The 25,677-nt window shown below is 41.0% G+C and carries 23 protein-coding genes; all 23 read left to right on the top strand.

Features of this window, described 5'->3' with window-relative positions; all coding sequences use genetic code 11:
- The first annotated feature begins 18 nt into the window (after positions 1-18).
- The gene (gene flgK, locus NSS82_RS28270; RefSeq protein ID WP_076273696.1) at positions 19-1,602 is read left to right on the top strand and encodes a flagellar hook-associated protein FlgK; all 1,584 of its coding nucleotides are present in this window, start codon (positions 19-21) and stop codon (positions 1,600-1,602) included.
- Between the two features lie 16 nt (positions 1,603-1,618).
- A complete protein-coding gene (gene flgL / locus NSS82_RS28265; RefSeq protein ID WP_076107000.1) occupies positions 1,619-2,536 on the top strand; it encodes a flagellar hook-associated protein FlgL in 918 nt (305 codons plus the stop codon).
- 15 nt (positions 2,537-2,551) lie between these two features.
- A complete protein-coding gene (locus NSS82_RS28260) occupies positions 2,552-3,118 on the top strand; it encodes a DUF6470 family protein (protein WP_076107002.1) in 567 nt (188 codons plus the stop codon).
- Positions 3,119-3,319: 201 nt separating this feature from the next.
- Positions 3,320-3,766 (top strand): flagellar assembly protein FliW, encoded by a 447-nt coding sequence (gene fliW / locus NSS82_RS28255; protein ID WP_076273697.1) that lies wholly within the window; start codon positions 3,320-3,322, stop codon positions 3,764-3,766.
- 1 nt (position 3,767) lies between these two features.
- Positions 3,768-4,007 carry a carbon storage regulator CsrA gene (csrA, locus tag NSS82_RS28250; RefSeq protein ID WP_076107006.1) on the top strand — a complete coding sequence of 80 codons (240 nt, stop codon included), beginning with the start codon at positions 3,768-3,770 and terminating at the stop codon, positions 4,005-4,007.
- A gap of 211 nt (positions 4,008-4,218) precedes the next feature.
- Complete coding sequence (gene hag / locus NSS82_RS28245; RefSeq protein WP_076273698.1) at positions 4,219-5,115, top strand: flagellin Hag; 897 nt, start codon at positions 4,219-4,221, stop codon at positions 5,113-5,115.
- 232 nt (positions 5,116-5,347) lie between these two features.
- Positions 5,348-6,244 (top strand): flagellin Hag, encoded by an 897-nt coding sequence (gene hag / locus NSS82_RS28240; RefSeq protein ID WP_076220360.1) that lies wholly within the window; start codon positions 5,348-5,350, stop codon positions 6,242-6,244.
- 126 nt (positions 6,245-6,370) lie between these two features.
- Positions 6,371-8,248 carry a glycosyltransferase family 2 protein gene (locus NSS82_RS28235; protein WP_076273699.1) on the top strand — a complete coding sequence of 626 codons (1,878 nt, stop codon included), beginning with the start codon at positions 6,371-6,373 and terminating at the stop codon, positions 8,246-8,248.
- Positions 8,249-8,327: 79 nt separating this feature from the next.
- Positions 8,328-8,720: a flagellar protein FlaG gene (locus NSS82_RS28230; protein WP_076107013.1), complete on the top strand. Its 393-nt coding sequence runs from the start codon at positions 8,328-8,330 to the stop codon at positions 8,718-8,720.
- Between the two features lie 15 nt (positions 8,721-8,735).
- On the top strand, positions 8,736-10,238 hold the full coding sequence (fliD, locus tag NSS82_RS28225; RefSeq protein ID WP_076273700.1) for a flagellar filament capping protein FliD: 1,503 nt from the start codon (positions 8,736-8,738) through the stop codon (positions 10,236-10,238).
- A 510-nt stretch (positions 10,239-10,748) separates the two neighbouring features.
- Positions 10,749-11,297, top strand: coding sequence for a CatB-related O-acetyltransferase (locus NSS82_RS28220; protein WP_076220649.1), 549 nt, complete (start codon positions 10,749-10,751; stop codon positions 11,295-11,297).
- Between the two features lie 165 nt (positions 11,298-11,462).
- Positions 11,463-13,196, top strand: coding sequence for a bifunctional glycosyltransferase family 2 protein/class I SAM-dependent methyltransferase (locus tag NSS82_RS28215; protein WP_076273701.1), 1,734 nt, complete (start codon positions 11,463-11,465; stop codon positions 13,194-13,196).
- A gap of 136 nt (positions 13,197-13,332) precedes the next feature.
- Positions 13,333-13,722 (top strand): flagellar export chaperone FliS, encoded by a 390-nt coding sequence (gene fliS, locus NSS82_RS28210; RefSeq protein ID WP_036678499.1) that lies wholly within the window; start codon positions 13,333-13,335, stop codon positions 13,720-13,722.
- The gene (locus NSS82_RS28205; protein ID WP_244886401.1) at positions 13,703-14,050 is read left to right on the top strand and encodes a hypothetical protein; all 348 of its coding nucleotides are present in this window, start codon (positions 13,703-13,705) and stop codon (positions 14,048-14,050) included. The genes fliS and NSS82_RS28205 overlap by 20 nt, the downstream gene beginning before the upstream one ends.
- A gap of 234 nt (positions 14,051-14,284) precedes the next feature.
- Entirely contained in the window at positions 14,285-14,482 is a 198-nt protein-coding gene (locus NSS82_RS28200) for a cold shock domain-containing protein (RefSeq protein ID WP_019915069.1), read from the top strand.
- A gap of 317 nt (positions 14,483-14,799) precedes the next feature.
- Positions 14,800-16,233 carry an S-layer homology domain-containing protein gene (locus NSS82_RS28195; RefSeq protein ID WP_076273702.1) on the top strand — a complete coding sequence of 478 codons (1,434 nt, stop codon included), beginning with the start codon at positions 14,800-14,802 and terminating at the stop codon, positions 16,231-16,233.
- A 229-nt stretch (positions 16,234-16,462) separates the two neighbouring features.
- Positions 16,463-17,011 carry a ribosome hibernation-promoting factor, HPF/YfiA family gene (hpf, locus tag NSS82_RS28190; protein ID WP_036678506.1) on the top strand — a complete coding sequence of 183 codons (549 nt, stop codon included), beginning with the start codon at positions 16,463-16,465 and terminating at the stop codon, positions 17,009-17,011.
- A 269-nt stretch (positions 17,012-17,280) separates the two neighbouring features.
- A complete protein-coding gene (gene secA / locus NSS82_RS28185; RefSeq protein ID WP_036678509.1) occupies positions 17,281-19,788 on the top strand; it encodes a preprotein translocase subunit SecA in 2,508 nt (835 codons plus the stop codon).
- Between the two features lie 364 nt (positions 19,789-20,152).
- Positions 20,153-21,266 (top strand): peptide chain release factor 2 gene (prfB, locus tag NSS82_RS28180; RefSeq protein ID WP_143758633.1). Its coding sequence is split into 2 segments (ribosomal slippage): positions 20,153-20,224 and positions 20,226-21,266, totalling 1,113 coding nucleotides; the frame shifts between segments, so codons are not numbered across the junction.
- 99 nt (positions 21,267-21,365) lie between these two features.
- Positions 21,366-22,250 (top strand): YitT family protein, encoded by an 885-nt coding sequence (locus NSS82_RS28175; protein ID WP_036678511.1) that lies wholly within the window; start codon positions 21,366-21,368, stop codon positions 22,248-22,250.
- Positions 22,251-22,427: 177 nt separating this feature from the next.
- Positions 22,428-23,483, top strand: coding sequence for an N-acetyl-gamma-glutamyl-phosphate reductase (argC, locus tag NSS82_RS28170; protein WP_076212557.1), 1,056 nt, complete (start codon positions 22,428-22,430; stop codon positions 23,481-23,483).
- 20 nt (positions 23,484-23,503) lie between these two features.
- Positions 23,504-24,736 carry a bifunctional ornithine acetyltransferase/N-acetylglutamate synthase gene (gene argJ / locus NSS82_RS28165; RefSeq protein WP_076273703.1) on the top strand — a complete coding sequence of 411 codons (1,233 nt, stop codon included), beginning with the start codon at positions 23,504-23,506 and terminating at the stop codon, positions 24,734-24,736.
- Positions 24,737-24,777: 41 nt separating this feature from the next.
- Positions 24,778-25,608 (top strand): acetylglutamate kinase, encoded by an 831-nt coding sequence (gene argB / locus NSS82_RS28160; protein WP_076273704.1) that lies wholly within the window; start codon positions 24,778-24,780, stop codon positions 25,606-25,608.
- The last annotated feature ends 69 nt before the right edge of the window (positions 25,609-25,677 follow it).

Here is a 25,677-nt window from a genome sequence, read left to right as displayed (position 1 = left end):
TAAGGAGGAGTAAGAAGCATGACATCCACATTTCACTCGATAGAGACGGCGAGACGCAGCCTTTTTACTCAGACCGCAGCTCTTAATACAACTGGACACAATATCGCTAATGCGAATACCGAAGGTTATACTCGTCAACGTGTTAATATGCAAGCCTCTTTACCTATTGAAGCGTACGGATTGTTAAAATCTACCGTTCCAGGTCAAATGGGTACAGGGGTGGAATTCTCATCTATCGATCGGATTCGAGAAATGTTTCTGGATGATCAGTACCGTGGTGAGAACGCTGCTTTCGGCAACTGGAGTCTTCAAGCAGATACGCTCTCTAAGCTGGAAGCTATCGTTAATGAGCCATCGGATACAGGCATTCGTACAGTTCTGGATAACTTCTGGAAATCTTGGTCGGATCTAAGTAAGAACCCTGAAGATCCAACAGCCCGTAAGATTGTAGTGCAAACTGCACAATCTTTGACGGATGCTATGAACTATATGAGCACGCAACTGAATAATCTGGAGCGGGATCTAACCACTAATATAGATGTTAAAGCAAAAGAAGCTCAGGGTTACCTGACCGCGATCGCAGATCTAAATAAATCCATCTATAAGATTGAGGGTATGGGGGATCATGCGAACGATCTACGTGATCAACGCGACCTGATGGCGGACAAGCTCTCCAAAATTGCTAATATTACTGTTGTAGAGACGGAAGCAGGTTATAACATTTCTTTAGGGGGACAACCTCTCGTAGAGGGTGGAGAAGTAACTACAACCGTAGATGGCGCGTTTCTTAATAATGCTTATGCCTCCGGAACCTTGAAGGGCGGCGAGGCTTACGGAATGATTTTTTCCAATAATACCTATGTTGCCGATTACAAGAAACAGCTCAATGATTTGGCGAGCACTATTGCTACAGGTGACGTTGAAATTACAGTGCCAGCTGGCTCCAATCTTCCTGAGGGCACAGTGTTGACTAGTGATGCCAAGATTACACAAGCTGACGGTACCGTAGTTACTTTGACCGCTGGTCAGGCCATGCCTAAGGGCGCAACAATGTATGAGGACGTCAAGACCATTGTCAAAGGGTTTAACGGACTTCACAAGTTAGGTTACGCGATGGATGGAAGCGCCGGACGCGATTTCTTTGTAACATCAGGCGAGGCTGGAACGATCAAGCTGAATCCGGAAATTGCAGCTGACGTAAACCTATTTGCAACTTCATTACGTACAACTGTTGATGCGAATGGAAATACGCAAGTCGTTAAAGGAAATAACACCTTGGCACTTCTATTGACGAACCTGAAGGATAGTAAATTTACTAAGCCAGACGGTAGTGTGAGCAACACTGTTGGTGGGCTTTTCAGCTCTATGGTTGGTCAACTTGGTATTCAATCCCAAGAGGCTGCACGTCAGACGGATAACTCAGATTATCTCGTAGAGCAAGTTAACTCCCGTCGTCAATCAGTCAGCGGTGTATCACTAGATGAAGAAATGTCGAATATGCTAGTATTCCAGCATGCTTATAGTGCCGCAGCGCGTTTTATGACTACTTTTGATGAACTGCTCGACAAATTGATCAATTCCACCGGCACAGTCGGCAGATAAAAAGGAGATATAGCGTATGTTGAGAGTAACCTCTAACATGATGAATTCACAGCTTCTGCTTAACCTAAATCGCAATGCACGTACGATGAACGATACACAGTTACAGCTTTCCAGCGGACGCAAGATCAACAAACCTTCTGATGATCCGGTAGGGATCACGTATTCCCTGCGCTACCGTGCGGAGCTTTCATCCAACGAACAATATACTAAAAATGTAGATAGCGCACTTTCATGGCTTGATTACAATGATACAGTTCTAGGACAGGCCGGAGATGTTGTTCAAAAGATTCGCGAACTGTCCGTACAAGCAGCGACAGGGACTAATCCGCAGTCCGCGCTTGATAGTATTAATGAAGAAGTGATGCAGCTAAAAGAGCAGCTTGTGGATATCGCTAACAGTACACTGAACGGTAAATATATATTTAATGGTGAGCAATACTCCACCAAACCTTATGATTTTGCTAAAGGTGCAGATGGTACCTATGATGTGTCTAAGCCGGTTACTACGGATCCTGGGCAGATTCAATTTATTGTCGGTGAAGGTGTACGTATGCCGATTAGTATGACCGGTAATGATGTATTCGGTAATACGGGAGATTCAGATAATCTGTATACAATCATTAATAGTATTTCTGCGGGATTAAAGGCTGGTGATCTTGGAGCCATATCGGGTCAATTAGATAACATCGACACGCGTATGGAAACCATCTTGACGGCCCGTTCTGAAATTGGTGCCAAAACCAATCGAGTGGAACTCATGCAGGAGCGCTTAAGTGACTTGAATGTCAATCTGACGGATCTGCAAGCTAAGACAGAGGATGCGGATTACGAGGGATTGATTATGCAGTCGAAAATCCAAGAGAATATATACAATGCCTCTTTGTCAGTAGGTGCAAAGATTATATCTACAACTTTGGTGGATTTTATAAGATAACGGAGGTGCTTCTCGTTGCTGCAGCCGATATTGCAAATTCGTCAGACTCCCGCAGTTATTGGTATTGATGCAGACTTGGGTGCTTTTTCTATTACTCAACCTAAAGCGGAAGTTAATATATCTACAACAGCGGGGAAATGGGATATCCAAACGTTTAAACCTGAGCTTTCTATTGATCAATCTCGAGCTTGGGCGGCATATAATGGTGGTAATATGCTCGAAATGAACAAACGAATTTATTCTGGTATCCAGCAACTATATCTTCAAGGAATCGCAAGGAAAGTAGAACAGGGTAATCAAATGGCAGAATTTTTTAAACCTGGTAACTCAATTGCTGAAGTGTATGGTACTGATACTGAACCCAACTCGTTTCCTGAAATGCGTGGTCCGGCATCCTTTGACAATGTCGATGTGCGTGTGAAAACTAGAGCGCCTCAAATCGAATTTTCGCCTAGCAAGGTAAATATTCAGGTAAACATTCATCGTCCGGAAATAGAATATACTCGTGGTAAACTGGATATCTATATGCAGCAATATGCATCTTTGAGATTTATTCCTCCAGAAGTGGATGCTCAGATGTAATATGAGATGCCGTAGCAACTTGGACAGACCGTCTTCGGAAGACGGTCTGTTGTCTTTACTATAATAGAATTTTTTGAAAAAGTTAGTTTTTTCATGCTAGGTCGGTGAAAGAATATTGCTATAAGAAATGCTAACAGAGCAATTGAGATTAAACTGTTCGTCTTCGGGGGAAGTTGATTTTTGTTAAAGGAGTGGGTAATTTTGATTATAGAAACACTGTCTTGGGGTAAACTTGAAGTAACTGAAGAACAGGTATATCATTTCAATAAAGGAATCCCCGGTTTTGATGAAGAAACTGATTTTGCATTGATTGCTATGGAAGATACTCCTTTCTGGTATTTGCAATCTATGAAAGAAAAGAAGTTATCATTTTTGCTTGGAGATCCCTTTGCCTTTTATCCATCTTACGAATTTGAACTACCTGATGATGAGACTGAGGAACTGGAAATCCAATCTGATATTATTGTTCGTTGTATTATTACATTGAAGGATCAAGTTGATAAGTCTACTATTAATTTATTGGCCCCAATTGTGCTTAATCCTGGTAATCGAAAGGGCAAGCAGGTCGTTCTTCATAAATCATCCTATCTCACCAAGCATACCTTATTATCAGAGAAATCTGTTGAAGATGGAAAGGGTGGAGACTAATATGCTTGTACTTTCTCGTAAAAAAGGAGAGTCTATCATCATTCAAGATCAAATTGAGCTGACTATCTTAAGTGTAGAAGGAGATACAGTAAGGGTAGGTATCTCCGCACCTAAGCATGTGGATATTTTTCGGAAAGAGATATATCTGTCCATTCAGGAAGCTAACCGGGAATCTGCTGCCCCTGTCCAATCTGATTTGAACGCATTGATGGATCGGTTACGTAAAGCCAATAGTCACTAATATGTGATCGAGTATACCTGAGCTGCAAATTGCAGACTCAGGTTTTTTGATTTGTGAGAAATAAGTTCGAAAAAAATTAAATTACTCTAAACTATAGGTGGCTTCAAGTCGATATAAGTTGTAGATGTTGAACGGGTAGGGCGGCCGACCTTAAGGGTTCAACATTACCACAAGGATGTGGATTAACTTATTTTCAGGGAGGAAATTTATTATGATTATCAATCACAATATTGCAGCAATGAACACTCACCGTCAACTAGGTGTAAATACTGCCAACACAAACAAATCCGTTGAGAAACTATCTTCCGGTTTGCGTATTAACCGTGCAGGCGATGACGCTGCAGGCTTGGCGATTTCCGAAAAAATGCGCGGTCAAATTCGCGGTTTGGATATGGCTACTAAGAATGCACAAGATGGAATCTCATTAATTCAAACAGCAGAAGGCGCCTTGAATGAGACTCATAGCATTCTGCAACGTATGCGTGAATTGGCAGTTCAATCTGCGAATGATACTAACACAGCTTCTGACCGTGGTGAGCTACAAAAAGAAGTAAATGAGTTGGCAAAAGAAATCACTCGTATTTCTAATACGACTGAGTTTAATACGAAGAAATTGTTGGATGGTTCTGCTAGTACTGGTGGTGCAGGTGCCGATGGAAAGGATCTTACATTCCATATCGGAGCTAACAAAGGTCAAAATATTACCTTGAATATCAATGCTATGGATGCTGCTACACTAAAAGTAGCTGGTGGTGGAGCAAGTAACGCAGCGACTTCATCGACAGTAGATGCATTAGCAAGTGATGGTATTGATATTTCTACACAAACAGCTGCAGATGCTGCAATCACTGTTATCAATACTGCAATCGAAACTGTATCAGGCGAACGTTCCAAATTAGGAGCGTACCAAAACCGCTTAGATCACACGATTAATAACTTGGGAACGACTTCCGAGAACTTGTCTGCAGCTGAATCCCGTATTCGTGATGTAGACATGGCAAAAGAAATGATGAACCAAACGAAGAACAACATCCTTGCACAAGCAGCGCAAGCGATGTTGGCTCAAGCTAATCAACAACCACAAGCTGTGCTTCAATTGCTTCGTTAATATTTGAATTGAAGGGAAGGGCTTTATATAAGCTCTTCCCTTTTTTTGAAATGTGACTCTTCAAAATATTAGATTCCATTAAATTATAGGAAAATATTTGAATCACTATAAACTATGTAATATCATGTGTCGATATTAGTAGTAGGGTTGTTTCTGAAGGGCGGCCGACCTTGAGGAAACAATATCACCACAAGGATGTGGAATCATTTAATTTCAGGGAGGAAATAAGATTATGATTATCAATCACAATATTGCAGCAATGAACACTCACCGTCAGCTAGGTGTAAATACCGCCAACACAAACAAATCCGTTGAGAAACTATCTTCCGGTTTGCGTATCAACCGTGCAGGTGACGATGCTGCAGGTTTGGCGATTTCCGAAAAAATGCGCGGTCAAATTCGCGGTTTGGATATGGCTACTAAAAACGCACAAGATGGAATTTCTTTGATTCAAACGGCTGAAGGCGCACTGAATGAAACCCACAGCATTCTACAACGTATGCGTGAATTGGCTGTTCAGTCTGCAAATGATACTAATACCGCTTCAGACCGTGGCGAACTTCAAAAAGAAGTAAATGAACTGGCTAAAGAAATTACTCGTATTTCCAATACTACAGAGTTCAACACCAAAAAATTGCTGGATGGTTCTGCATCTACTGGATCAGGTGTTACAGGTGCTTCTGACCTTACATTCCATATTGGTGCGAATAAAGGCCAAAACATTGCATTGTCCATTAAAGCAATGGATGCTACAACGCTTAAAGTAAATGGAGCATCGACAGCCAATAGCTCAGCGGTTGCGGGTGCTGGCGCTACTACAGTTGACGGTATTGATATCTCTAGTCAAACAAATGCAGATGCAGCTATTGAGACTATTAACTCTGCAATTGAGACTGTATCTGGCGAACGTTCAAAATTAGGTGCCTACCAAAACCGTCTAGATCACACGATTAATAACTTGGGCACTACCTCTGAGAACTTGTCTGCAGCTGAATCCCGTATTCGTGACGTAGATATGGCTAAAGAAATGATGAATCAAACTAAGAATAATATTCTTGCCCAAGCAGCTCAAGCGATGTTGGCTCAGGCTAATCAACAACCTCAAGCTGTACTTCAATTGCTTCGTTAATAGTAAGCAGAATGATAGGAAAAAGGGACTCCATAAGGGGTCCCTTTTTCCTATCATTCTAATGTTTGATTATGACAAAGCCGATATATAAGATAACAGAATTTATGAGTTTGAGAGGATAATGATATGGATAAGACAATTACTTTATGCATGATTGTAAAAAATGAAGAAAAATATTTGAAGAGATGTCTTGAGAGTGTAAAAGATAAAGTGTCAGAGATCGTAATTGTTGATACCGGGTCAACGGATGGGACTCTAGTAATAGCAGAAGAATATACTACGAAGATTCACCATTTTAAATGGGTTGATGATTTTGCAGCTGCTCGAAATGAATCTTTAAAATATGCTACTTCAGAATATATTTTGGTACTGGATGCAGACGAATACTTAGAGTCAGATGCAGATTTGCAGAAAGATATAAAGCCTGACTATGACTATTTTTTATTGAAAATATATAATGATGTTTCCTATGGCAGGGCATTTACACATACTGCGGTACGACTCTTTGCTAACAATAGAGGACTACACTACAATAACCGTCTACATGAACATTTAAACATATTGGATGCTAAAACGAATTATAAAAGCCAATATGGAGAAGTAATTATTCATCATACTGGATACACTGATGAAATTATGCAAGAGAAGGAAAAAACAAAACGGAATTTACCCCTTATGTTACAAGAAGTTGAGGAAAACCCTGGAGCTTACAACCTGTATAATATGGGAAAAACTTATTTATCTATTAATGAAAATGCAAAAGCAATTGAATATTTTCAGAGAGCTTATCCACTAAGCTCTGGACGTATGTTTTTACCTGAGCTTATTACTAAACTGTGTTATTGCTTAGGTGAACTTAATCAATATGACGATAGTTTGAGAATTTTAAATGATGCAGTGAAAGTATATCCACTTGAGACGGATATGCGCTATATGCAGGGTAGAATATTCATGGATGCAGGATACATCAAGGATGCTGAAATAACTCTTAAATCATGCTTAGAGTTCGGTGGTGACCTGGGTGTGAGTGTTACAGAAGGAACCGGGGGATATATGACCCGATTTGTATTAGCGGAACTATATGAAGACCAAAATCAATTAGACGAAAGTTATAAATATATAGTAGAGGTTCTTCAGGAGAAAAAGACTTTTGCGCCTGGATTAAGTAAATACTTCGAGATTGTGACTAAATCAAATATACCACTAGACGATGTGTACCAGAATATTATACAGCTGTATAATATATCGAATATTAATGATTTACAGCTTTTACTAGATGTTCTGTATGGATTACGACATCCTTTATTGAATAGATTTATATCAGTGTATAGCATTACTGCTCAACCGAATGTTGCAGCTTCAGCAATGCAATATGATAAGAAATATATTGAAGCTAAAGATATGTGGTTGAGTATGGAAGATATACAGATTGAAAATGCAGTAGACATTCTTTTACTGTCGTTTGTATTAGATAATGAGGAATTATTTAATCTGGCTAAGCCTCATCTAAACTTCAGTGAAAAGGAAGAAAAACTCTTTAGAAAAATAATAAGAAAAGAAGTGATTTCATCTAATAAAATGACTTCCTATACAGAAAAAATTCTCGGGGATATTGCCTCTCATTTACTTAAGCTTCAGGAATATGAGTGTTTGCAGACCCTATTAGAATACATTGAGGAGACTTCTTTGAAGAGTAAAATTAATAGCTACAGTCTCTTGATATCTTATGGCTTCAATGAGGTTGCTATTGATCTTTTTGTTAAGCTATTTAAAAATAATCCTAATGATGTGGAGATTATACGATTATTAGGCGATTTGTGTCTTTCCTGCAACTATATGGAGGATGCCCAGCTTTTTTATTCCAAGCTTTTAGAGTTAGCGTCAGATTACGGTTCTTATGAAAGATGTTATAGATTATATGAAAAAATGAACGATCGTGTTGGCATGTCTAGAACGATAGATAGCATTAAGATTAAATTTCCTAGATCTTTGTGGGTGATTTAAATTCTCGTATTGATGTACTCTTAATATTTTGAATATTTAACCGATAAAAATAATATAAATATGCATCGGAGGTTGTTCTATGAATCTGCAATTTTCCTTGACCAGTAACAAATATGATAATTCTGTTATTGATCAGCGCCAGGTTAGTGAACGTAATATTCAAAACCAGGACACTAGATTAGTAAACGCAGTGAAGAGTGGAGAGAAACTATCTGTTCTGGAGAAGCAGGGGGTTCAGATTCCGGTAGGACAAGAGCAACTGATACGTAATATAGATAGGGCTGTTAAAGCACTGGAGGGACCCTCTACATCCTTAGAAATCAGTGTTCATGAAAAAACACATGCTATTATGGTGAAGGTTATTAACAAGGAAACAGGTCAACTTATACGTGAGATACCTCCAGAAAAAACGCTGGATTTAGTGGCTAAGATGATGGAGATCGCTGGGATATTAGTAGATGAAAAAGTATAAAGAGGAGGTTTAAAGATGCGGGTTTTTGGATTTGGATCCGGTATGGATATTGATTCAATTGTTAAGGAGATTATGACGGCCAAAAGGGCTCCGCTGGATAAGCTTAAACAGCAGAAGCAAACCTTTGAATGGCAGAGAGAAAGTTATCGTGAGATCAATAGCAAACTGGTGGATTTCAAAATAAATAAATTAGCTAAATATAATAAGGGCGAAGAGATGAATCCTCAAAAAGCAGTATTAACTGGAAATAGTACGGCTATCAGTGCGAAGGCGAATGCAGATGCAACACCTGTTCCTATGGAACTGTATGTAGAACAACTTTCTACGCGTACTACGATCACTACTACAGGTATAACAGGTAGTTATGCCAACGGGTATAAATCAAGTACTCTGTTAAGTGCCTTGCCAGGAGGAACAAGTAATGCCGATGCACAAGGCAATTATACATTAACAATTGGTGATGCTGAATTTATCTTTAACAAGGATTATTCAATATCTCAGGTTTTATCGAGAATTAATGCTGATGCAGGTGAAAAAAAAGCGAATGTAGTTGCAAGTTTTGATGAACTGACAGGTAAATTGATTCTCTCTGCAAAAGAATATGGTGACAAACAGATTGGAGCTGTAGGTGGGAATTTATTGAGTTTGTTCAATGCAGCACCTACGGATACATTAAGTATAACTGATGGAAAAAAAGGAATTATACATGTTAAATCTGAAGGTGAAGCTTCCTTTCAAAAAGTGGAATTCAATGGTAATAAAACTAGTATTAACGGAATAAGCATCTCGCTTCTAAGTACTTCAACTGAAGCGACTTCATCTAAAATATCAGTTCAGGTGGAACCTACCAAAGCAATTGAATCAATTAAATCATTTATAAATGACTACAATGAGTTAATTGAATTGATGAATAAAAAAACTAGTGAGAAAACTTATAGAGACTTCCCTCCTCTAACGGATGAACAAAGAAAAGAAATGTCAGAGGATGATATCAAAAACTGGGATGCAAAGGCTAAAAGTGGTCTTCTTAAAAACGATACAATTCTGGCGGCAACGGTCGCAAGTATGCGTGAGATTATTTCTGCAAATTTGGGTGACCTTAGTAAAATGGGAATCGATACTGGTCAGTATTTCGAAGGCGGTAAATTAGTTCTTAAAAGTGAAGATGACCTGAATAAAATATTGGAGAACAATCCTACCTTTGTTACTCAGTTATTTCAAGGTTCGGGTGAGCAAAAAGGTATATTCTCACAAATTTCCACTAAAATTGATGGACAGCTTCAAAAGCTAGTTGACAAAGTTGGTACATCTAAATTTTCAACGAGTGTTACAGATGTGTTTAAAACAAACAGTATTATGGGAGATATGTTGAAGAATTATAATAAACGGATTGATGATATGACTCAACGTATGAATGATCTAGAGACAAGATACTATAAACAGTATGCTGCCATGGAACAAGCAATGAGTAAGTATAATGCACAATCAACAAGCTTGACTAATTTTATATCGGGATAATTTAATCTATAAATATTTATGCGAAATATTGATAAACTTCTGTAAAAGATAGCTACGCTATATATTTAATAAAAAATATTACTACCGAATGCTAGCGTATAAGATGCTGCTTTCGGTTTTTAATTATTATTTTATTGTAAGGGTGGCTCTTAAACTTGGGAAAAGAGATGAATGAAAAGTAACAACGAAACGTTTGGCCAAGTTATTAGCTTAATTATCCCTTTAATAAACCGTACCTATAATAAAATAGCTGAAAATGAATTTGATAATGAAGTTATCGACAACATAAATGTTATTGCAGAGTATGCCGTTATACTTAATAACTCAATGAATGAAGACCATTTCGGAAAAAATTTGACTGATAGTGTCGAAAAGTTTATTGAAACTCTCGTTGATTTAATTGAGGCCTTTAATGATCATAATATCACAAAAGCAAAGGTGATTTTTACAAAGTCCCTGACTCCAAAGGTGGAATTTATGATTAATCTTTTGAAACAGGAAGAAGCTATAATGGAATTAGAAAACGCTTATCCTGGAGTCGGAAATAGTAGGGTTCAAATAGGACCATTTACATATGGGACCCCAGAAGTGAAAAGTTTCGGAGAAAATACGTTTCTGAAAATAGGTAAATTTTGTTCGATTTCGGATAGAGTAACTATATTTTTAGGAGGTGAACATCGGACAGATTGGATCACAACTTATCCTTTTAACGTATTAAGTCAACATTATTCCTATATAGAAGGGCATCCGAGAACTAAAGGCGATGTCACCATTGGTAATGACGTTTGGATTGCATCAGGAGTAACTATACTATCTGGAGTATGTATAGGGGATGGTGCTGTTATAGGTGCATCATCTGTAGTAAGTAAAAATATCCCCCCTTATGCAGTGGTAGCGGGTAATCCTGCAAGGATTATTAAATATAGATTTAAAGAAGATGAAATTAAAAAAATGAATAAATTAAAATGGTGGGATTGGGATGTTAAGGAAATAGCAAATGCAGTTCCACTATTGCAAAGTAATAATATTAATGAATTTATAAAGCGTTATGATCGTTGAAGATAGAAAAATAGCATTCTAGATTTTTCATTTTTTCACTTCTGCTAATGGATTAAAAAGAAATAAACTCTGACCGATATATATAGTTATAGGGATTTTTAGATATGCATAATAAATGGTTAACTTGAAGTTTCACTTGAGGTAGAGAATGGAGAATGGCAATTTATGATGACAAGTATTATCATACTAGCGTATAACCAGCTTGAGTATACTAAGATGTGTATTGAGAGTATAAGGGAATATACAGACCTTAATTCATACGAGTTAATTGTAATTGATAATAATTCTAGTGACGGAACTCGTGATTGGTTAAGAATACAAAGTGATATAAAGTTGATTGAGAATGACAGTAATTTGGGCTTTCCTAAGGGTTGTAATCAAGGAATCGAGATATCGACTGGGGATAATATTCTCTTACTAAATAATGATACTATTGTAACTTACAATTGGTTGGATAATCTATTGGTTGCATTAAATGGAGACCCTTCTGTGGGTGCGGTTAGTTGTGTAACTAATAACTGTTCATATGCACAGAGTGTACCCTATAGTTATGCAAATATAGAAGAAATGCATGAGTTTTCTAAGAATTTTAATACAAATAATCTCGGGGAGTACAACGAGAGAATTAAATTAATCGGATTTTGCTATTTAATTAAAAAATCTGTGATTAATGAAATTGGTATGTTGGATGAACAGTTTTCTCCAGGTAACTTTGAAGATGATGATTTCTCCTTAAGAATTAGAAAAGCCGGATATCGGTTGTTACTTTGCAAAGATACATTTATTCATCATTTTGGGAGTGTTTCTTTTATTGAGGAAAAAGAAAAGTATGCTAAGTTATTAAACAGAAATGCTGTCCTCTTCGAGAAAAAATGGGGATTTAGTCCTCTTTATTCGCAACATATTCGATTTGATGTCTTAAATATGATTCAGGACTCCCCTGATACTGAACTTGTTATTCTGGAAGTAGGCTGCGCATGTGGTGGGACTTTATTGGAGGTGAAAAATCGTTATAAAAATAGTACTGTATTCGGAATCGAGATTAATAAAGAAGCTGCAGAGGTTTCATCATTAATTGCAGATGTCAGTACTGTTAATATCGAGAAGGAAGCCCTTCCTTATCAGGAGAATACATTCGATTATATAATTTTAGCCGATGTACTTGAACATCTTGTTGACCCATGGTCAGTATTGGAAAAGCTGAGGAAATCTCTGAAACCATCTGGACGTATTCTTATTAGTATTCCTAACATCATGCACCATTCTGTTATTCAAGGATTACTAAATGGTTTTTGGACTTACACTGATGCTGGAATATTGGACAAAACTCACATGCGCTTTTTTACTCTTTATGAATTAAAAAAAATGATCATAAGTACGGGGTACAAAATAGATCACTTAAGTGGGAATTCTATCGGTTCATCAAAAGACAGCGAAGATTTTGTTCGGAAATTACTTACAATTAATGACAATGACGCTTTGAAGGATCAATTTAATGTGTATCAATATTTGATTTCTGCTTCTAAGAATAAGGTGTTTGATCTTATGGATTTATTTATTTTAGATGAGGAAGTAAATCTAACACATTGGGAAAAGGTGGATCATTTCTCTGTAGAAGAAGTTATCGAAATAATTGTTACTAAGAACTGGGAAAATGAAATGAAGGAAGAAATATTCAACCAGTTAGGAGCTAAATTTTTTGAAGAAGGAAAATCGGCAAAAGCAATTGCTTTTTTGAAAAATGCATATTATCTAAATAGTAGTAACGCGGAAGTTTTATATAATCTTACTTACGCTTTATCTATGGTAGGGGAAACTTCCTTAGCACATAGTTTTTTAGAAAAATTGAAATTATCAGATGAGATGTTATATAAAGAGTTTCTGAAGGTTCTAATTTAAATGAAGTTACACCGAAGATAATCAGAGTAAAAGAGTTGGCAATTTTAATTCAATTGAGATACTCATCAGATGTTAAGTCGATTTTTGATTGCTTTATTTGATTGCTTTAGTTAATTTTTAGTAAAGGGTGACACAAATGATAAATTCTCCTTATGAAAAATACCGTCAGTCATCGGTAAAAACATCGACCCCCTCACAGTTACTGATTATGTTATTTGATGGAGCGATTAGATTTGTAAGGGCGGGTATGGAAGGAATAGATTCAGTTGACTATCAAAAGACAAACATTAACCTGGGGAAAGCGCAAACAATTGTTAGTGAATTGATGTCGACACTGGATCCTACCTATGACATATCTAAAAGTTTGAATGATCTATACGAATATATAAATCATTTGTTGATTCAAGCTAATGTGAAGAAAGACAAGGTACCTGCAGAAGAGGCGCTACAGTATTTGACTGAGTTTCGAGTAACTTGGTTAGAGGCGTCAAAGCTGGTACCAACACATGAGAAAACCCATGGATAATTGTATCTTAGAGTTAAATAAGATTACTCAAGATATTATCATTAGACTAGATAATTGTTCATATGAAGAATTAACTGATTTCGTCGAACAACGTCAAAATTTGATAGATCAACTCGAACAGCATGTGAAAATACAGTCGATCGGTGTAACCCAGCAGCATCAGTTACGAGAGTTGTTGGAAGCCGATCCTATGATAATTGCAAGAATGCAACAACTTAAAAGTGAGGCAGCTAAGTGGCTTCAACAGAGAGAACAGGCCAAAACCCAACGCAACGCCTATGAGGCCGCCTACACCCCAGACAGTTTTCTTATGGATCGCAAAAAATAATTTATCGGTGTTTCACTATAGGAGTAGACGGGTATTAAATACCGTCTGCTCCTTTTTTTGATCATTGTACCGAATCTATTTCTTGTTTATGGAAAATTTAATAGTTTATTTTACGTGGTAAATTATTGAATGTAAACATTTTCTTTTCCAATTGACAATAAAGAAGTTACGGTGGTATAGTCGAATTGTGAGCAAGACTCACGTTCATCTGATGACGAAGGGAATGTTTAATCAATGGAAGGTAAAGTAAAATGGTTTAACGCAGAAAAAGGTTATGGTTTTATCGAGACTGCAGACGGTGGCGACGTATTCGTACACTTTTCCGCGATTCAAACTGATGGTTTCAAGACATTGGATGAAGGTCAATCCGTAGAATTCGATATCGTTGAAGGTGCACGTGGACCACAAGCAGCTAACGTAATCAAATTATAATCATCCGGCGAAGCCGAACTACATATAAGTAGATGGTTAGCAATTTAGACAGCGCTAGCAGGGATCTTGGAATCTTCCAAGATCCTTTTTTTGTGCGTTCATATGTGTCTAGTATAGCCAATCCTAGTAAAGAAAATAGCCTATTTTGTAAATTCATTTTATGGAAAATGTTAGAACTCTGCAAAAGGTGGGTAATAGATATACGTTGAGCTGTTTATCTTACCTCGACACACACTATGTTAGCCTAGGTTACTACATTCACGAAAAAATTCAATATAGCCTAAGCTATCAAAACAATTAGGAGGGTGATTAGCAGGATGAAGAAGATGTGGCGCGGTCTTATGACCGGAATATTAGGTACTAGTATGTTATTAGGGTCTCTCGGCAGCGTATCTGCTGCAGCTGTACCTAAGGATATTCAAGGCCACTGGGCACAAGGTCAGCTGCAGGAATGGCTAGATAGAGGATACCTTGGAGGCTACCCAGATGGAACGGTGAAACCAAACAAAGCAATTACGCGTGGTGAGTATGTGACTATGGTAAATCGCCTGTTAGGGTTTACAACTAAAGCAACAGTAACTTTCAAAGACATGAAGAGCACAAACTGGAATTACAGTGAAGTGGCTAAAGCCGTGGAAGCTGGATATATCGGAGGATACGAGGATAATACGTTCCGTCCTAATAATCCGCTTACAAGAGAAGAGGCAGCTGTAATTACTGCAAAATTACTTAAATTGAGCACCAATACAACTTCGAACAAATTTAAAGACAATGCACAAATTGCAGCATGGGCAAAAGGTGCTGTAGCAGCCGCAGTGGAAAAGAAGATTGTTAACGGTTATCCAGATGGAACCTTCGGTCCTAAGAGATCGTTAACACGTGCCGAGGCTGTAGGTATTATCAATACTTCAGCTATCTATTATCCTGGTAGTGGCACAGGTGGTGGTGTAACACCTACACCAACTCCAACGGCTACTCCGACACCAACAGCTACACCAACCCCAACTGCTGCTCCAGGTGGTAGTACTGGCGGAGGTTCTGGCGGTGGTAACGGTGGCGGAAGTAGCACAGCGCCAACAGTAAGTGGGGCAACCTACGGTAATGTTGGTTCGGTCACAGCGGATGTATACCTGACACCTTCCGTAACTGGTGCAGTATACTATGTTGTAGCTCCTTATAATGCTGATGTAACTGCTCCAACTGCATTGCAGGTGGAAAAAGGACAAATTAGTAACGGGACTGCAAGTGGTATCCATGGTAGTGTTGCGACTGTAGCTAACACAACGGTTACATTCTCTGTTTACGGATTGAATCCTGGTACAGAATATGCAACATATATCACGCTTGCGGATGCAGCTGGTAACTTATCTACTGTAACGACAGTTCGGTTGACTACTGCTCAAGCTACTGCTAGCTCGATTTCGCTTTTTGAGCCGGGACAAGTTAGTACAGTTACAGCAGATGTATATGTTAAATATGGTGTAACAGGTGGCGATACAACCCCAGTTAGATATGTAGTATTGCCGGCAAATGAGAAGGCACCTACTGCAGCGCAGATTGCCTTAGGTCAAAATGGTAGCGGTACTGCATTGGCTGCTCCATGGACTAACACGCTTACGTTTGCTCCTGGTGTAAAGCATACACAGACTTTAACTGGTTTAGCAGCAAATACTGCCTATAAGGTATATGTTATTGCAGGATCGGGTTCTCAATGGTCTCCTGTAGAAATTATTCAAATTCATACCAAATAGCCTGACCTTATGTGATTTCATTCGGAGAATATAAGAGTGGAATCCGTACTATAATAACGACAGGTTTACTTTTGGTCCGGTAGGGCGATTGGTTGCTCTTACCGGACTTGTTTTATTTGTGAACGCTATGACAACATTTGTTATCTAAATGTAAGGGCTGTAAGGAATTGCTTTTTACTTAGCGCTTACAATTTGGTATAATGAAGGTGTAACTAAAGGAGGAGTGGCCATGCAATTCACCATTCGAGGTCAACAAATTGACGTGACCGACGCTTTGAGAGAGTATGTTGATAAGAAGCTCAGCAAACTTGAGAAGTATTTCGAAGCACCCCCTACCTCTGAAGGGTCTGTGACGCTTGGCGTAGTTCGCGGCCTTCATACGGTGGAAGTAACCATTCCGCTTGCTGGCGTGACGCTTCGTGCGGAAGATCGCAGCGATGACATGTATGCTTCCATAGACGCCGTTGTGGACAAGCTGGAACGCCAAATTCGCAAACACAAAACGAAGCTGAACCGTAAGTTCCGTCAAGAGGGACTCAAGACGCTGTTTGTGGATGGAGCTAGTGCCGCTGTTGCTGTAGAAGAACAAGATTATGATGATTTAGAAGTGGTTAGGAACAAACGCTTTACGATGAAGCCGATGGATGTGGAAGAAGCGATTCTTCAAATGAACATGGTAGGACATAATTTCTTTGTGTTTTCCAATATCGACACCTCGGAAGTTAGCGTAGTTTACAAACGTGATGATGGTAAATATGGACTGATTGAACAGGGCTAAGATACGATGATGCCAGTTATGCTCTAAGTATAAAGGGCCTCGAGAGTTAGTCAGGACTTAAGAAATTTAAACCGAGCCCCTATTCGCTTATAGCGAATAGGGCTCTTGTGCGTATATATGAAAAATGTGGCTGTTACACCTTGTATTGCGGCATCTCTTACAAACTGTTACAATTTATGAAGCAGCGGAATCGAATTTATAAATGGCCCTTTCAATTTTGTGAGGATGGGCTCGGTTCCACCATCTGTGTTGCATGAAAGGGGTTAACCATGCTAGGACTTGTAAAGAAAATATTCGGAGACACAAACGATCGTGACGTTAAACGTCTCATGAAGACAGTCGATGTAATTAATGGATTGGAGCCGGAATTTGTAGCACTATCCGATGAAGCTTTAAAAGCTAAGACGGAAGAGTTCCGCGCCCGTATTGAGAAAGGCGAAACCTTGGAAGAAATTCTTCCTGAGGCGTTTGCAACCGTACGTGAAGCTTCCAAACGGACGCTTGGCATGCGGCATTTTGATGTACAATTAATTGGTGGTATGGCTCTGCATGAAGGCCGAATCTCCGAGATGAAGACTGGTGAAGGTAAGACTCTAGTAGGAACATTGCCGGTTTACCTGAATGCTTTGCTTGGTAAAGGCGTACATGTAGTAACGGTCAATGACTATTTGGCTCAGCGCGACAGCGCACAAATGGCACAAATCTATAACTTCCTGGGCATGACGGTTGGGGTTAACCTAAGCGGTATGGACCATGCTGATAAACAAGATGCTTACGCCTGCGATATTACGTATGGCACGAACAACGAATTTGGTTTCGATTATTTGCGTGACAACATGGTGCTTTATAAAGAACAAATGGTTCAGCGCCCTCTTTATTTCTGTATTATTGATGAAGTGGACTCCATTCTTATTGATGAAGCCCGTACACCTCTTATCATTTCCGGACAAGCTGAGAAGTCTACTGAATTGTACTTTGCAGCAGACCGTTTTGTGAAAAAGCTTAAAGCTGAAGAAGACTACACAGTTGATATCAAAGTGAAGTCCGTAGCCTTGACTGAAAAAGGTGTAGCTACTGCTGAACGCGCTTTTGGTATTGAGAACTTGTATGATCACAGTCATGTAACCTTGAATCACCATATCGTCCAAGCCCTGAAAGCAAACGTAATTATGCGTCGTGACGTAGACTACGTTGTTAACGAGGGTGAGGTCGTTATTGTTGATGAATTTACGGGACGTTTAATGTCAGGCCGTCGTTATAGTGACGGTTTGCACCAAGCGATTGAAGCGAAGGAAGAAATCGAAGTACAGAATGAGAGCATGACGCTTGCTACGATTACTTTCCAGAACTATTTCCGTATGTATCGCAAATTGGGCGGTATGACAGGTACAGCTAAAACTGAGGAAGAAGAGTTCAAGAAGATTTATGGTCTTGAAGTTCTTCAAGTTCCTACGAATAAACCAAATCAGCGCATAGATATGCCAGATGTCGTCTACAAGAGTGAGAACGGTAAGTTCAACGCTGTTGTGGCAGAAATTGTAGAGCGTCACAAAAAGAACCAACCTGTACTTGTTGGTACAGTATCGATTGAGAATTCAGAGCTCGTATCTGAAATGCTGAAGCGCAAAGGCGTTAGACACCAAGTGCTTAACGCGAAGCATCACGCTGCTGAAGCTGAAATCATTACACATGCAGGTCAGCCAGGTACAGTTACGATTGCTACCAACATGGCAGGTCGTGGTACGGACATCGTTCTGGGCGAAGGTGTGACAGATCTTGGAGGTCTGCATATCATTGGTACAGAGCGTCATGAATCGCGCCGGATTGATAACCAGCTGCGTGGTCGTGCGGGTCGTCAAGGGGACCCAGGTTCTACACAATTCTACTTATCCCTTGGTGATGAGTTGATGAAGCGTTTCGGCGCTGACAACGTTTTGAGTATGATGGATCGCCTTGGGTTTGAGGAAGATCAGCCGATTGAGAGCCGCATGATTACGCGTGCTGTGGAATCTGCTCAGAAACGTGTTGAAGGTAATAACTTTGATATTCGTAAAGTCGTATTGCAATATGATGACGTTATGAATCAACAGCGTGAAATTATTTATAAACAACGCCGTGAGATTCTGGAGTCTGAAAATATTAAAGATATCGTGCTTGAAATGATCAAGCCGGTTATTGAACGTATTGTTCACGCACACTGCAGTGACGATATTCCTGAAAACTGGGAGCTGCAAGAAGTTGCTGATTACGTAAACAGCAAGCTGCTTGAAGAAGGTGCTTTGACTCGCGATATTCTGTGGGGCAAGGAAGCAGAAGAGATCATTGAGTACATCTTCGAACGTGTACTTGAGAAATATGCTGCTCGTGAAGAACGCCTGGGTTCAGAATTGGTACGTGAATTCGAGAAGGTAATTGTGCTGCGCTCCGTGGACAGCAAGTGGATGGATCATATCGATGCGATGGATCAATTGCGTCAAGGGATTCACCTGCGTGCTTACGGTGGTACAGATCCACTTCGCGAGTATCAATTCGAAGGCTTCGAAATGTTTAATACTATGACGGCTACGATTCAAGAAGAAGTAGCTACTTATATTATGAAGGCTCACATCGAGACAAATCAGGAGCGTCAATCCGTTGTAGAGGAAAATAAAATTTCCACTAACAGCGAACCTGCTGAGAAACGTCCGGTACATGTTGAGGCTGCGGCTGGTCGTAATGATCTTTGCCCTTGCGGAAGCGGCAAGAAGTACAAGAACTGCCACGGTCAAAACGCATAAGACAAACGTTTAGTAGCGCTCATATTCAGGTGTTGAAGATGTAAGTCTTTAACCCTGATCTCTATGGGTATACTAACCATAAAGAGCGGCTGGGCCCGGGGGTATCCCCCGTTTACGGCCCAGTCGCTTTTTTGGATATTTAGCACTTGAGTGAATGTGGAATGGAGAGAAGGTTTGGAACTGGAAAAACGGAGTGTTGCCTTTGTTTCGGGATTCCAACCGCTATGCGGTTATCAATTCAAGGAATCTGGAAACAACAGCGATCGGAAGTCCAATCCTTCTCGGAATGGCTGAACATTCACTCATTACTAACTTTCCAATAGCGAGGACCGTAACAACCTATTTTGAAAGGTGAAGTGACCATATGATTGAAGCTAATGTAAAGCAGGATCTGCGTGAAATAGGCAAGAAACTAACTGACCTTAGGGGGTCTCTTTGACTTAGATCTTAAGCAAGAGATGATCTCGAACTTTGAAGAAAAAATGGCTGCTCCAGGCTTCTGGGATAATCCAGAGCAGGCACAGAGCGTGATCGGCGAGATGAATGCCGTGAAATCGTCCGTGGATCAATACGAGAAGCTGCAACAAGAATACGACGATGCTGCAATGATGGCGGAGCTTGCGGATGAAGAGGGCGATGAAGGTCTTGCGGCAGAGATTGGGGAGACGATCAGCAGTTTAGGCAGTAAAGTTGATGAATTCGAGCTGCAATTGCTACTTAACCAGCCGTATGACAAGCTGAATGCTATTCTTGAGCTCCATCCGGGTGCGGGCGGTACGGAATCCCAAGACTGGGGCCAGATGCTGCTGCGGATGTATACCCGTTGGGCTGAAAAACGTGGATTCAAGGTTGAGGTGCTGGACTACTTACCGGGTGATGAAGCGGGAATTAAGAGTGTCACACTACTTATTAAAGGCTTCAACGCCTACGGATATCTGAAAGCTGAAAAAGGTGTACATCGGCTAGTACGGATTTCTCCGTTTGACTCTTCGGGCAGAAGACATACTTCTTTTGTATCCTGTGATGTCGTTCCGGAAATTGCCGATGATGTAGAGGTTGAGATTCGTACGGAGGATCTTAAGATCGATACGTATCGTGCAAGTGGCGCCGGTGGACAGCATATTAATACCACAGACTCCGCGGTACGGATTACTCACTTACCTACGGGTGTGGTGGTAACCTGTCAGAACGAACGTTCACAGATCAAAAACCGCGAACAAGCGATGAAAATGCTGCGTTCCAAGCTATATGAGCGCAAACTGCAAGAGCAACAGCAGCATTTGGATGAGATTCGCGGTGAGCAATCCGATATTGCTTGGGGCAGTCAGATCCGTTCCTATGTATTCCATCCGTATAACATGGTTAAGGATCACCGTACTTCCGTGGAAACGGGGAATGTTGGCGCTGTGATGGACGGAGATATTGATGCATTCATTGATGGTTACTTGCGTAGCCAGATCAAGATTGAGGCAGAATAAAAGAGAGTTTCGGGGAAACGGATACCATTCATGGATTAGGATGGGATGGCCGTTTCTTCTTTCGTAGAGCAAGATGACACTTTAAGGAGAGCCTTTGAAATGCAAAAAGTCAATTCACGTAATAAACCCCCACTGATTCCTCTGAATGGGCCACTCCGACATGTGGTGGATACGATGTTAATTTTGCTCGGATCGCTAGTTACAGCGCTGGGGTTTAATCTTTTTTTTCTGCCTAATCATATTGCTTCTGGTGGTGTATCTGGTCTGTCTGTATTGGCTGAAGCTTGGTTTGGGGCTGAACCGGCATTTACGCAGTGGGCGCTTAATATTCCGTTGTTTGTACTCGGGGTAATCTTCTTGGGTAAACAATACGGAGTTCGCTCGCTGCTTGGGAGCTTTGTGTTGCCGCTCTTTATCTTGTTGACAAAAGATTTGCCTGCACCTACCACCAATCCACTCTTAGCTTCCATTTATGGCGGTATCTGTGTGGGGGTGGGGTTAGGTCTTGTGTTCCGCGGACGGGGCTCGACAGGTGGACTTACTATTTTGGCGCAGATTATTCAAAAGATATCCGGTCTCAGCTTCTCGATTTCCGTAGTGCTGTTGGACGGGACGGTCATTGTGCTGGCTGCTTTTATACTCGGTATGGAACAAGCACTATATGCACTGATCGGTCTGTTTGTTACAGGTAAGGCCATTAATGCGATAGAGGTAGGCTTCCGTTATACAAAGGTGGCTTACATAATCTCGGACAAGACGGAAGAAATATCTGAGGCGATTTTGAATGATCTGGATCGGGGTCTGACGAAGCTAGATGCACATGGCGGTTATACTGGTGATGAGCGTACGGTGTTGATGGTTGTAGTAGGCCAGAATGAGGTTTCCAGATTAAAAGCGATTGTTCAATCGGTAGATACTAGTGCTTTTGTGATTATAACTGAGGCGCATGAGGTGCTGGGTGAAGGGTTTAAAAGAGAAGTGTAATTTCTCCTCAAGGAGAAGCTATGCTTCTCTTTTTTTGTAAATACAATTATATTTAGGAATAAAGAAAGTTAACACTATGTGTTGTATTTATATTAATTGAGTCGTATAATAATACATATTTCTAAGACGGTATGCATTATATTATTTATTATAATTCATGATAAGCAGGAAGTGGGGATGACAGTGGAAGGCAAGCTGAGAGCGGCGATTGTTGGATCAACGGGTTATGGGGGCGTAGAGCTGATTCGGCTGCTACAAAGTCATCCTAAGGTAGAGATTACTTCGGTAATTTCCTCATCAAGTGCAGGGGATGCTATAGAGGAAGGTTTTCCGCATTTGACGGGCATCATTGATCGAAGGCTGGATGGCGTTGACCCGGCTCAGATGGCTGAGCGGGCGGATGTGGTATTTACGGCGACGCCGTCGGGTGTGAGCGCAAAGCTGGTACCGCAGCTGCTGGAAGCTGGACTTAAGGTCGTGGATCTGTCCGGTGATTTCCGATTGAAGGATGGTGCAGAGTATGAGCACTGGTATAAACATCCCGCTCCGGCTGATGAATATCTAGAGCAGGCTGTATACGGACTTTGCGAGGTGTTTGGAGAGCGTGCGGCTGGGGTAGATTTTATATCTAATCCAGGCTGTTATCCTACAGCTACACTTCTTGGACTAATTCCTGCAATTCAGGCAGGTTGGATTAAACACGACAGTATTATTATTGATGCTAAATCAGGAGTTACTGGAGCAGGACGCGGAACAAGCCTGATGGTGCATTATGCAGAGATTAATGAGAACTTTAAAGCTTATAAAATCAATAAGCATCAACATATACCAGAAATTGAGCAGACGCTCACAGAGGTTGCTGGAGAAAAGGTAACGGTAACGTTCACCACACATCTCGTGCCGATGAGCCGGGGAATTATGAGTACGATGTATGCAGGGATGATGGACAATTATACGGAGCAGGATTTTGTGAATTTATACCGTGAATATTATGCGGGCCGGCCATATGTGCGGGTGCGTGATGTAGGTGTGATTCCGGCGACAAAAGAAGTTAGCGGCTCTAATTATTGTGATATCGGATTTGCAACAGATACTCGTACAGGGCGGGTGACCATAGTCTCCGTCATTGATAATGTTGTAAAAGGTGCGGCAGGGCAGGCAATACAGAACCTTAATTTGATGATGGGATGGGAGGAAACCCTTGGCCTCGGCTACACACCTGTGTATCCATAAGGATCAGCGGTACAAATAATATGAGCGAGATTGAGTTATTTACCACCTTGGAGGGTGGAAGTATCACTTCACCTAAGGGTTTTAAGTCCGGAGGATTGCATTGTGGATTAAAAAAAACAGATCGCAACGATCTCGGAGTGATTCTGTGTGAAGTTCCGGCAACGGCTGCGGCTGTGTATACGACGAATGTTTTTCAGGCGGCTCCGCTGAAAGTGACTCGCGAAAGCCTTTCGAACGGAGTATTGCAGGCGGTTATCGTGAACAGCGGGAATGCCAATGCCTGCACAGGCGAACAAGGCGAAGCAGATGCTTATGAGATGCGCGCTGCTGCGGCTCAGCATTTAGGTGTGGCCGTTAATGATGTGGCTGTTGCTTCGACTGGAGTTATCGGTGAACTGTTGAAAATGGACTGCGTACGTAACGGGATTACTGCAATACCAGAGAAGCTGGACGGAGGAGCTGTTGGCGCGGAGGAATTCTGCCAAGCTATTCTTACCACCGATTTAGTTAAAAAAGAGATTGCCGTGAAGGTGCTCGTTGGCGGTGTAGAAGTTACAATTGCCGGAGCTGCAAAGGGCTCAGGGATGATTCATCCTAACATGGCTACGATGCTTGGCTTTATGACCACAGATGCTGATATTGCAGCGGAGGATTTACTTAGTCTTTTGCGTTCAGCTACGAATGTTACTTTTAATATGATTACAGTCGATGGAGATACTAGCACCAATGATATGTTAGTGTCGATGGCGAGTGGGCTTGCCGGTAATGAGAAGCTGACACGGCTGCATCCGGATTGGGACGCTTTTGCTGCTGGATTCACTTATGTGTGCCAGACGCTTGCCAAAGCGATTGCTCGAGATGGCGAAGGTGCAACTCACCTGATTGAGGTTCAAGTGAATGGGGCTGTTCATGATGAGGCGGCGGCAGCGATTGCTAAGACAGTGGTTGGTTCTAGTCTAGTGAAATCTGCTATTTTTGGAGCGGATGCGAACTGGGGGCGGATTATTGCTGCGGTTGGGCGCGCGGGTGTTCCGGTATCGCCGGAGCATGTGAACATTTCGTTAGGGGATATTGAGGTGCTTTTGCACTCGAAGCCAATTGCTTTTGACGAGGAAAAGGCTTTGGCCTATTTGCAAAAAAGTGAAACTGTGCTGATCACTGTGGATCTGCATGATGGAAGCGGAAAAGCAACGGCTTGGGGCTGTGACCTAACTTACGATTATGTGCGTATTAACGCTGCATATCGCACTTAATTTATGGCGTGTTAAGCCCAAAAGGGAAGGATATCGATTATATGACGCTAAATAGCGAGCTTGAACTTATAGATGCTTTAGATGGTAGTGGGTTGTTTGTAATGAAATGCGGCGGCAGTACGCTTGCGGCTCTACCTGATTCTTTTTTTGAGGATTTGCGAGATTTGCAGGAGGAGGGCATTCAGCCAGTAATTGTTCATGGTGGAGGGCCAGCCATTTCTGAGAATCTAGCGAAACTGGGCATTGAAAGCAGCTTTGTGAATGGCCTGCGAGTAACCACCGAGGAAGTACTAGATGTTGTAGAGATGACCCTGGCAGGGAGTATAAACAAGGCGATTGTCCGGCGAATTCAAGGGAGCGGCGGTCTAGCTCTGGGGCTTTCGGGCATCGATGGGAATATGATCCTTGCTAAACCAGTAGCGAACAGCGCCGAAGTAGGTTTGGTAGGAGAAGTAACGGAAGTTAAGGCTGAGATCGTAACTGGTATTGTTGGGATGGGTTATATTCCTGTCATTGCACCTATCGGAGTAGATGCAGCAGGTCAGCGCTACAATATTAACGCAGATACGGCAGCAGGGGCAGTTGCTTCCTATGTGGAGTCTCCCAAAATGATCGTCGTCACAGATGTGCCAGGCATCATGAGTACAGTGGAAGGTGAAAAGATTGTGCTTCCCTCCGTTACTGTACAGGAAATCGAAGCCTTGATCGAAAGTGGGGAAATCTACGGTGGCATGATCCCCAAAGTGCGGGCAACTATCGATTGCATTCAGGGCAGCGTATCAGAGGTTATCATTGTGGATGGAAAAGAACCACGGGTGCTTAGTCGAGTACTGCAAGGTGAAGCGATAGGTACACGTATTATTCGTTCGTAGAATCATAGATGAATACAAATTAGAGGCGCAGCCTGTTCACAGGAGCAGCCGATGGGAGAGTGACTTAGA

The sequence above is a fragment of the Paenibacillus sp. FSL H7-0735 genome, from assembly GCF_038008505.1.
In the GTDB taxonomy this organism is placed as follows: Bacteria; Bacillota; Bacilli; order Paenibacillales; family Paenibacillaceae; genus Paenibacillus_AQ; species Paenibacillus_AQ odorifer.
The sequence above is the reverse complement of the archived record's forward strand: the minus strand, read 5'-3'. Positions and strand labels throughout refer to the sequence as shown.

Coding starts and splice junctions, on each gene's coding strand:
- flgK (WP_076273696.1), top strand. CDS start 19: ATGACATCCACATTTCACTCGATAGAGACGGCGAGACGCAGCCTTTTT.
- flgL (WP_076107000.1), top strand. CDS start 1,619: ATGTTGAGAGTAACCTCTAACATGATGAATTCACAGCTTCTGCTTAAC.
- csrA (WP_076107006.1), top strand. CDS start 3,768: ATGCTTGTACTTTCTCGTAAAAAAGGAGAGTCTATCATCATTCAAGAT.
- hag (WP_076273698.1), top strand. CDS start 4,219: ATGATTATCAATCACAATATTGCAGCAATGAACACTCACCGTCAACTA.
- hag (WP_076220360.1), top strand. CDS start 5,348: ATGATTATCAATCACAATATTGCAGCAATGAACACTCACCGTCAGCTA.
- NSS82_RS28235 (WP_076273699.1), top strand. CDS start 6,371: ATGGATAAGACAATTACTTTATGCATGATTGTAAAAAATGAAGAAAAA.
- NSS82_RS28230 (WP_076107013.1), top strand. CDS start 8,328: ATGAATCTGCAATTTTCCTTGACCAGTAACAAATATGATAATTCTGTT.
- fliD (WP_076273700.1), top strand. CDS start 8,736: ATGCGGGTTTTTGGATTTGGATCCGGTATGGATATTGATTCAATTGTT.
- NSS82_RS28220 (WP_076220649.1), top strand. CDS start 10,749: ATGGAATTAGAAAACGCTTATCCTGGAGTCGGAAATAGTAGGGTTCAA.
- NSS82_RS28215 (WP_076273701.1), top strand. CDS start 11,463: ATGATGACAAGTATTATCATACTAGCGTATAACCAGCTTGAGTATACT.
- fliS (WP_036678499.1), top strand. CDS start 13,333: ATGATAAATTCTCCTTATGAAAAATACCGTCAGTCATCGGTAAAAACA.
- NSS82_RS28205 (WP_244886401.1), top strand. CDS start 13,703: ATGAGAAAACCCATGGATAATTGTATCTTAGAGTTAAATAAGATTACT.
- NSS82_RS28200 (WP_019915069.1), top strand. CDS start 14,285: ATGGAAGGTAAAGTAAAATGGTTTAACGCAGAAAAAGGTTATGGTTTT.
- NSS82_RS28195 (WP_076273702.1), top strand. CDS start 14,800: ATGAAGAAGATGTGGCGCGGTCTTATGACCGGAATATTAGGTACTAGT.
- hpf (WP_036678506.1), top strand. CDS start 16,463: ATGCAATTCACCATTCGAGGTCAACAAATTGACGTGACCGACGCTTTG.
- secA (WP_036678509.1), top strand. CDS start 17,281: ATGCTAGGACTTGTAAAGAAAATATTCGGAGACACAAACGATCGTGAC.
- NSS82_RS28175 (WP_036678511.1), top strand. CDS start 21,366: ATGCAAAAAGTCAATTCACGTAATAAACCCCCACTGATTCCTCTGAAT.
- argC (WP_076212557.1), top strand. CDS start 22,428: ATGACAGTGGAAGGCAAGCTGAGAGCGGCGATTGTTGGATCAACGGGT.
- argJ (WP_076273703.1), top strand. CDS start 23,504: ATGAGCGAGATTGAGTTATTTACCACCTTGGAGGGTGGAAGTATCACT.
- argB (WP_076273704.1), top strand. CDS start 24,778: ATGACGCTAAATAGCGAGCTTGAACTTATAGATGCTTTAGATGGTAGT.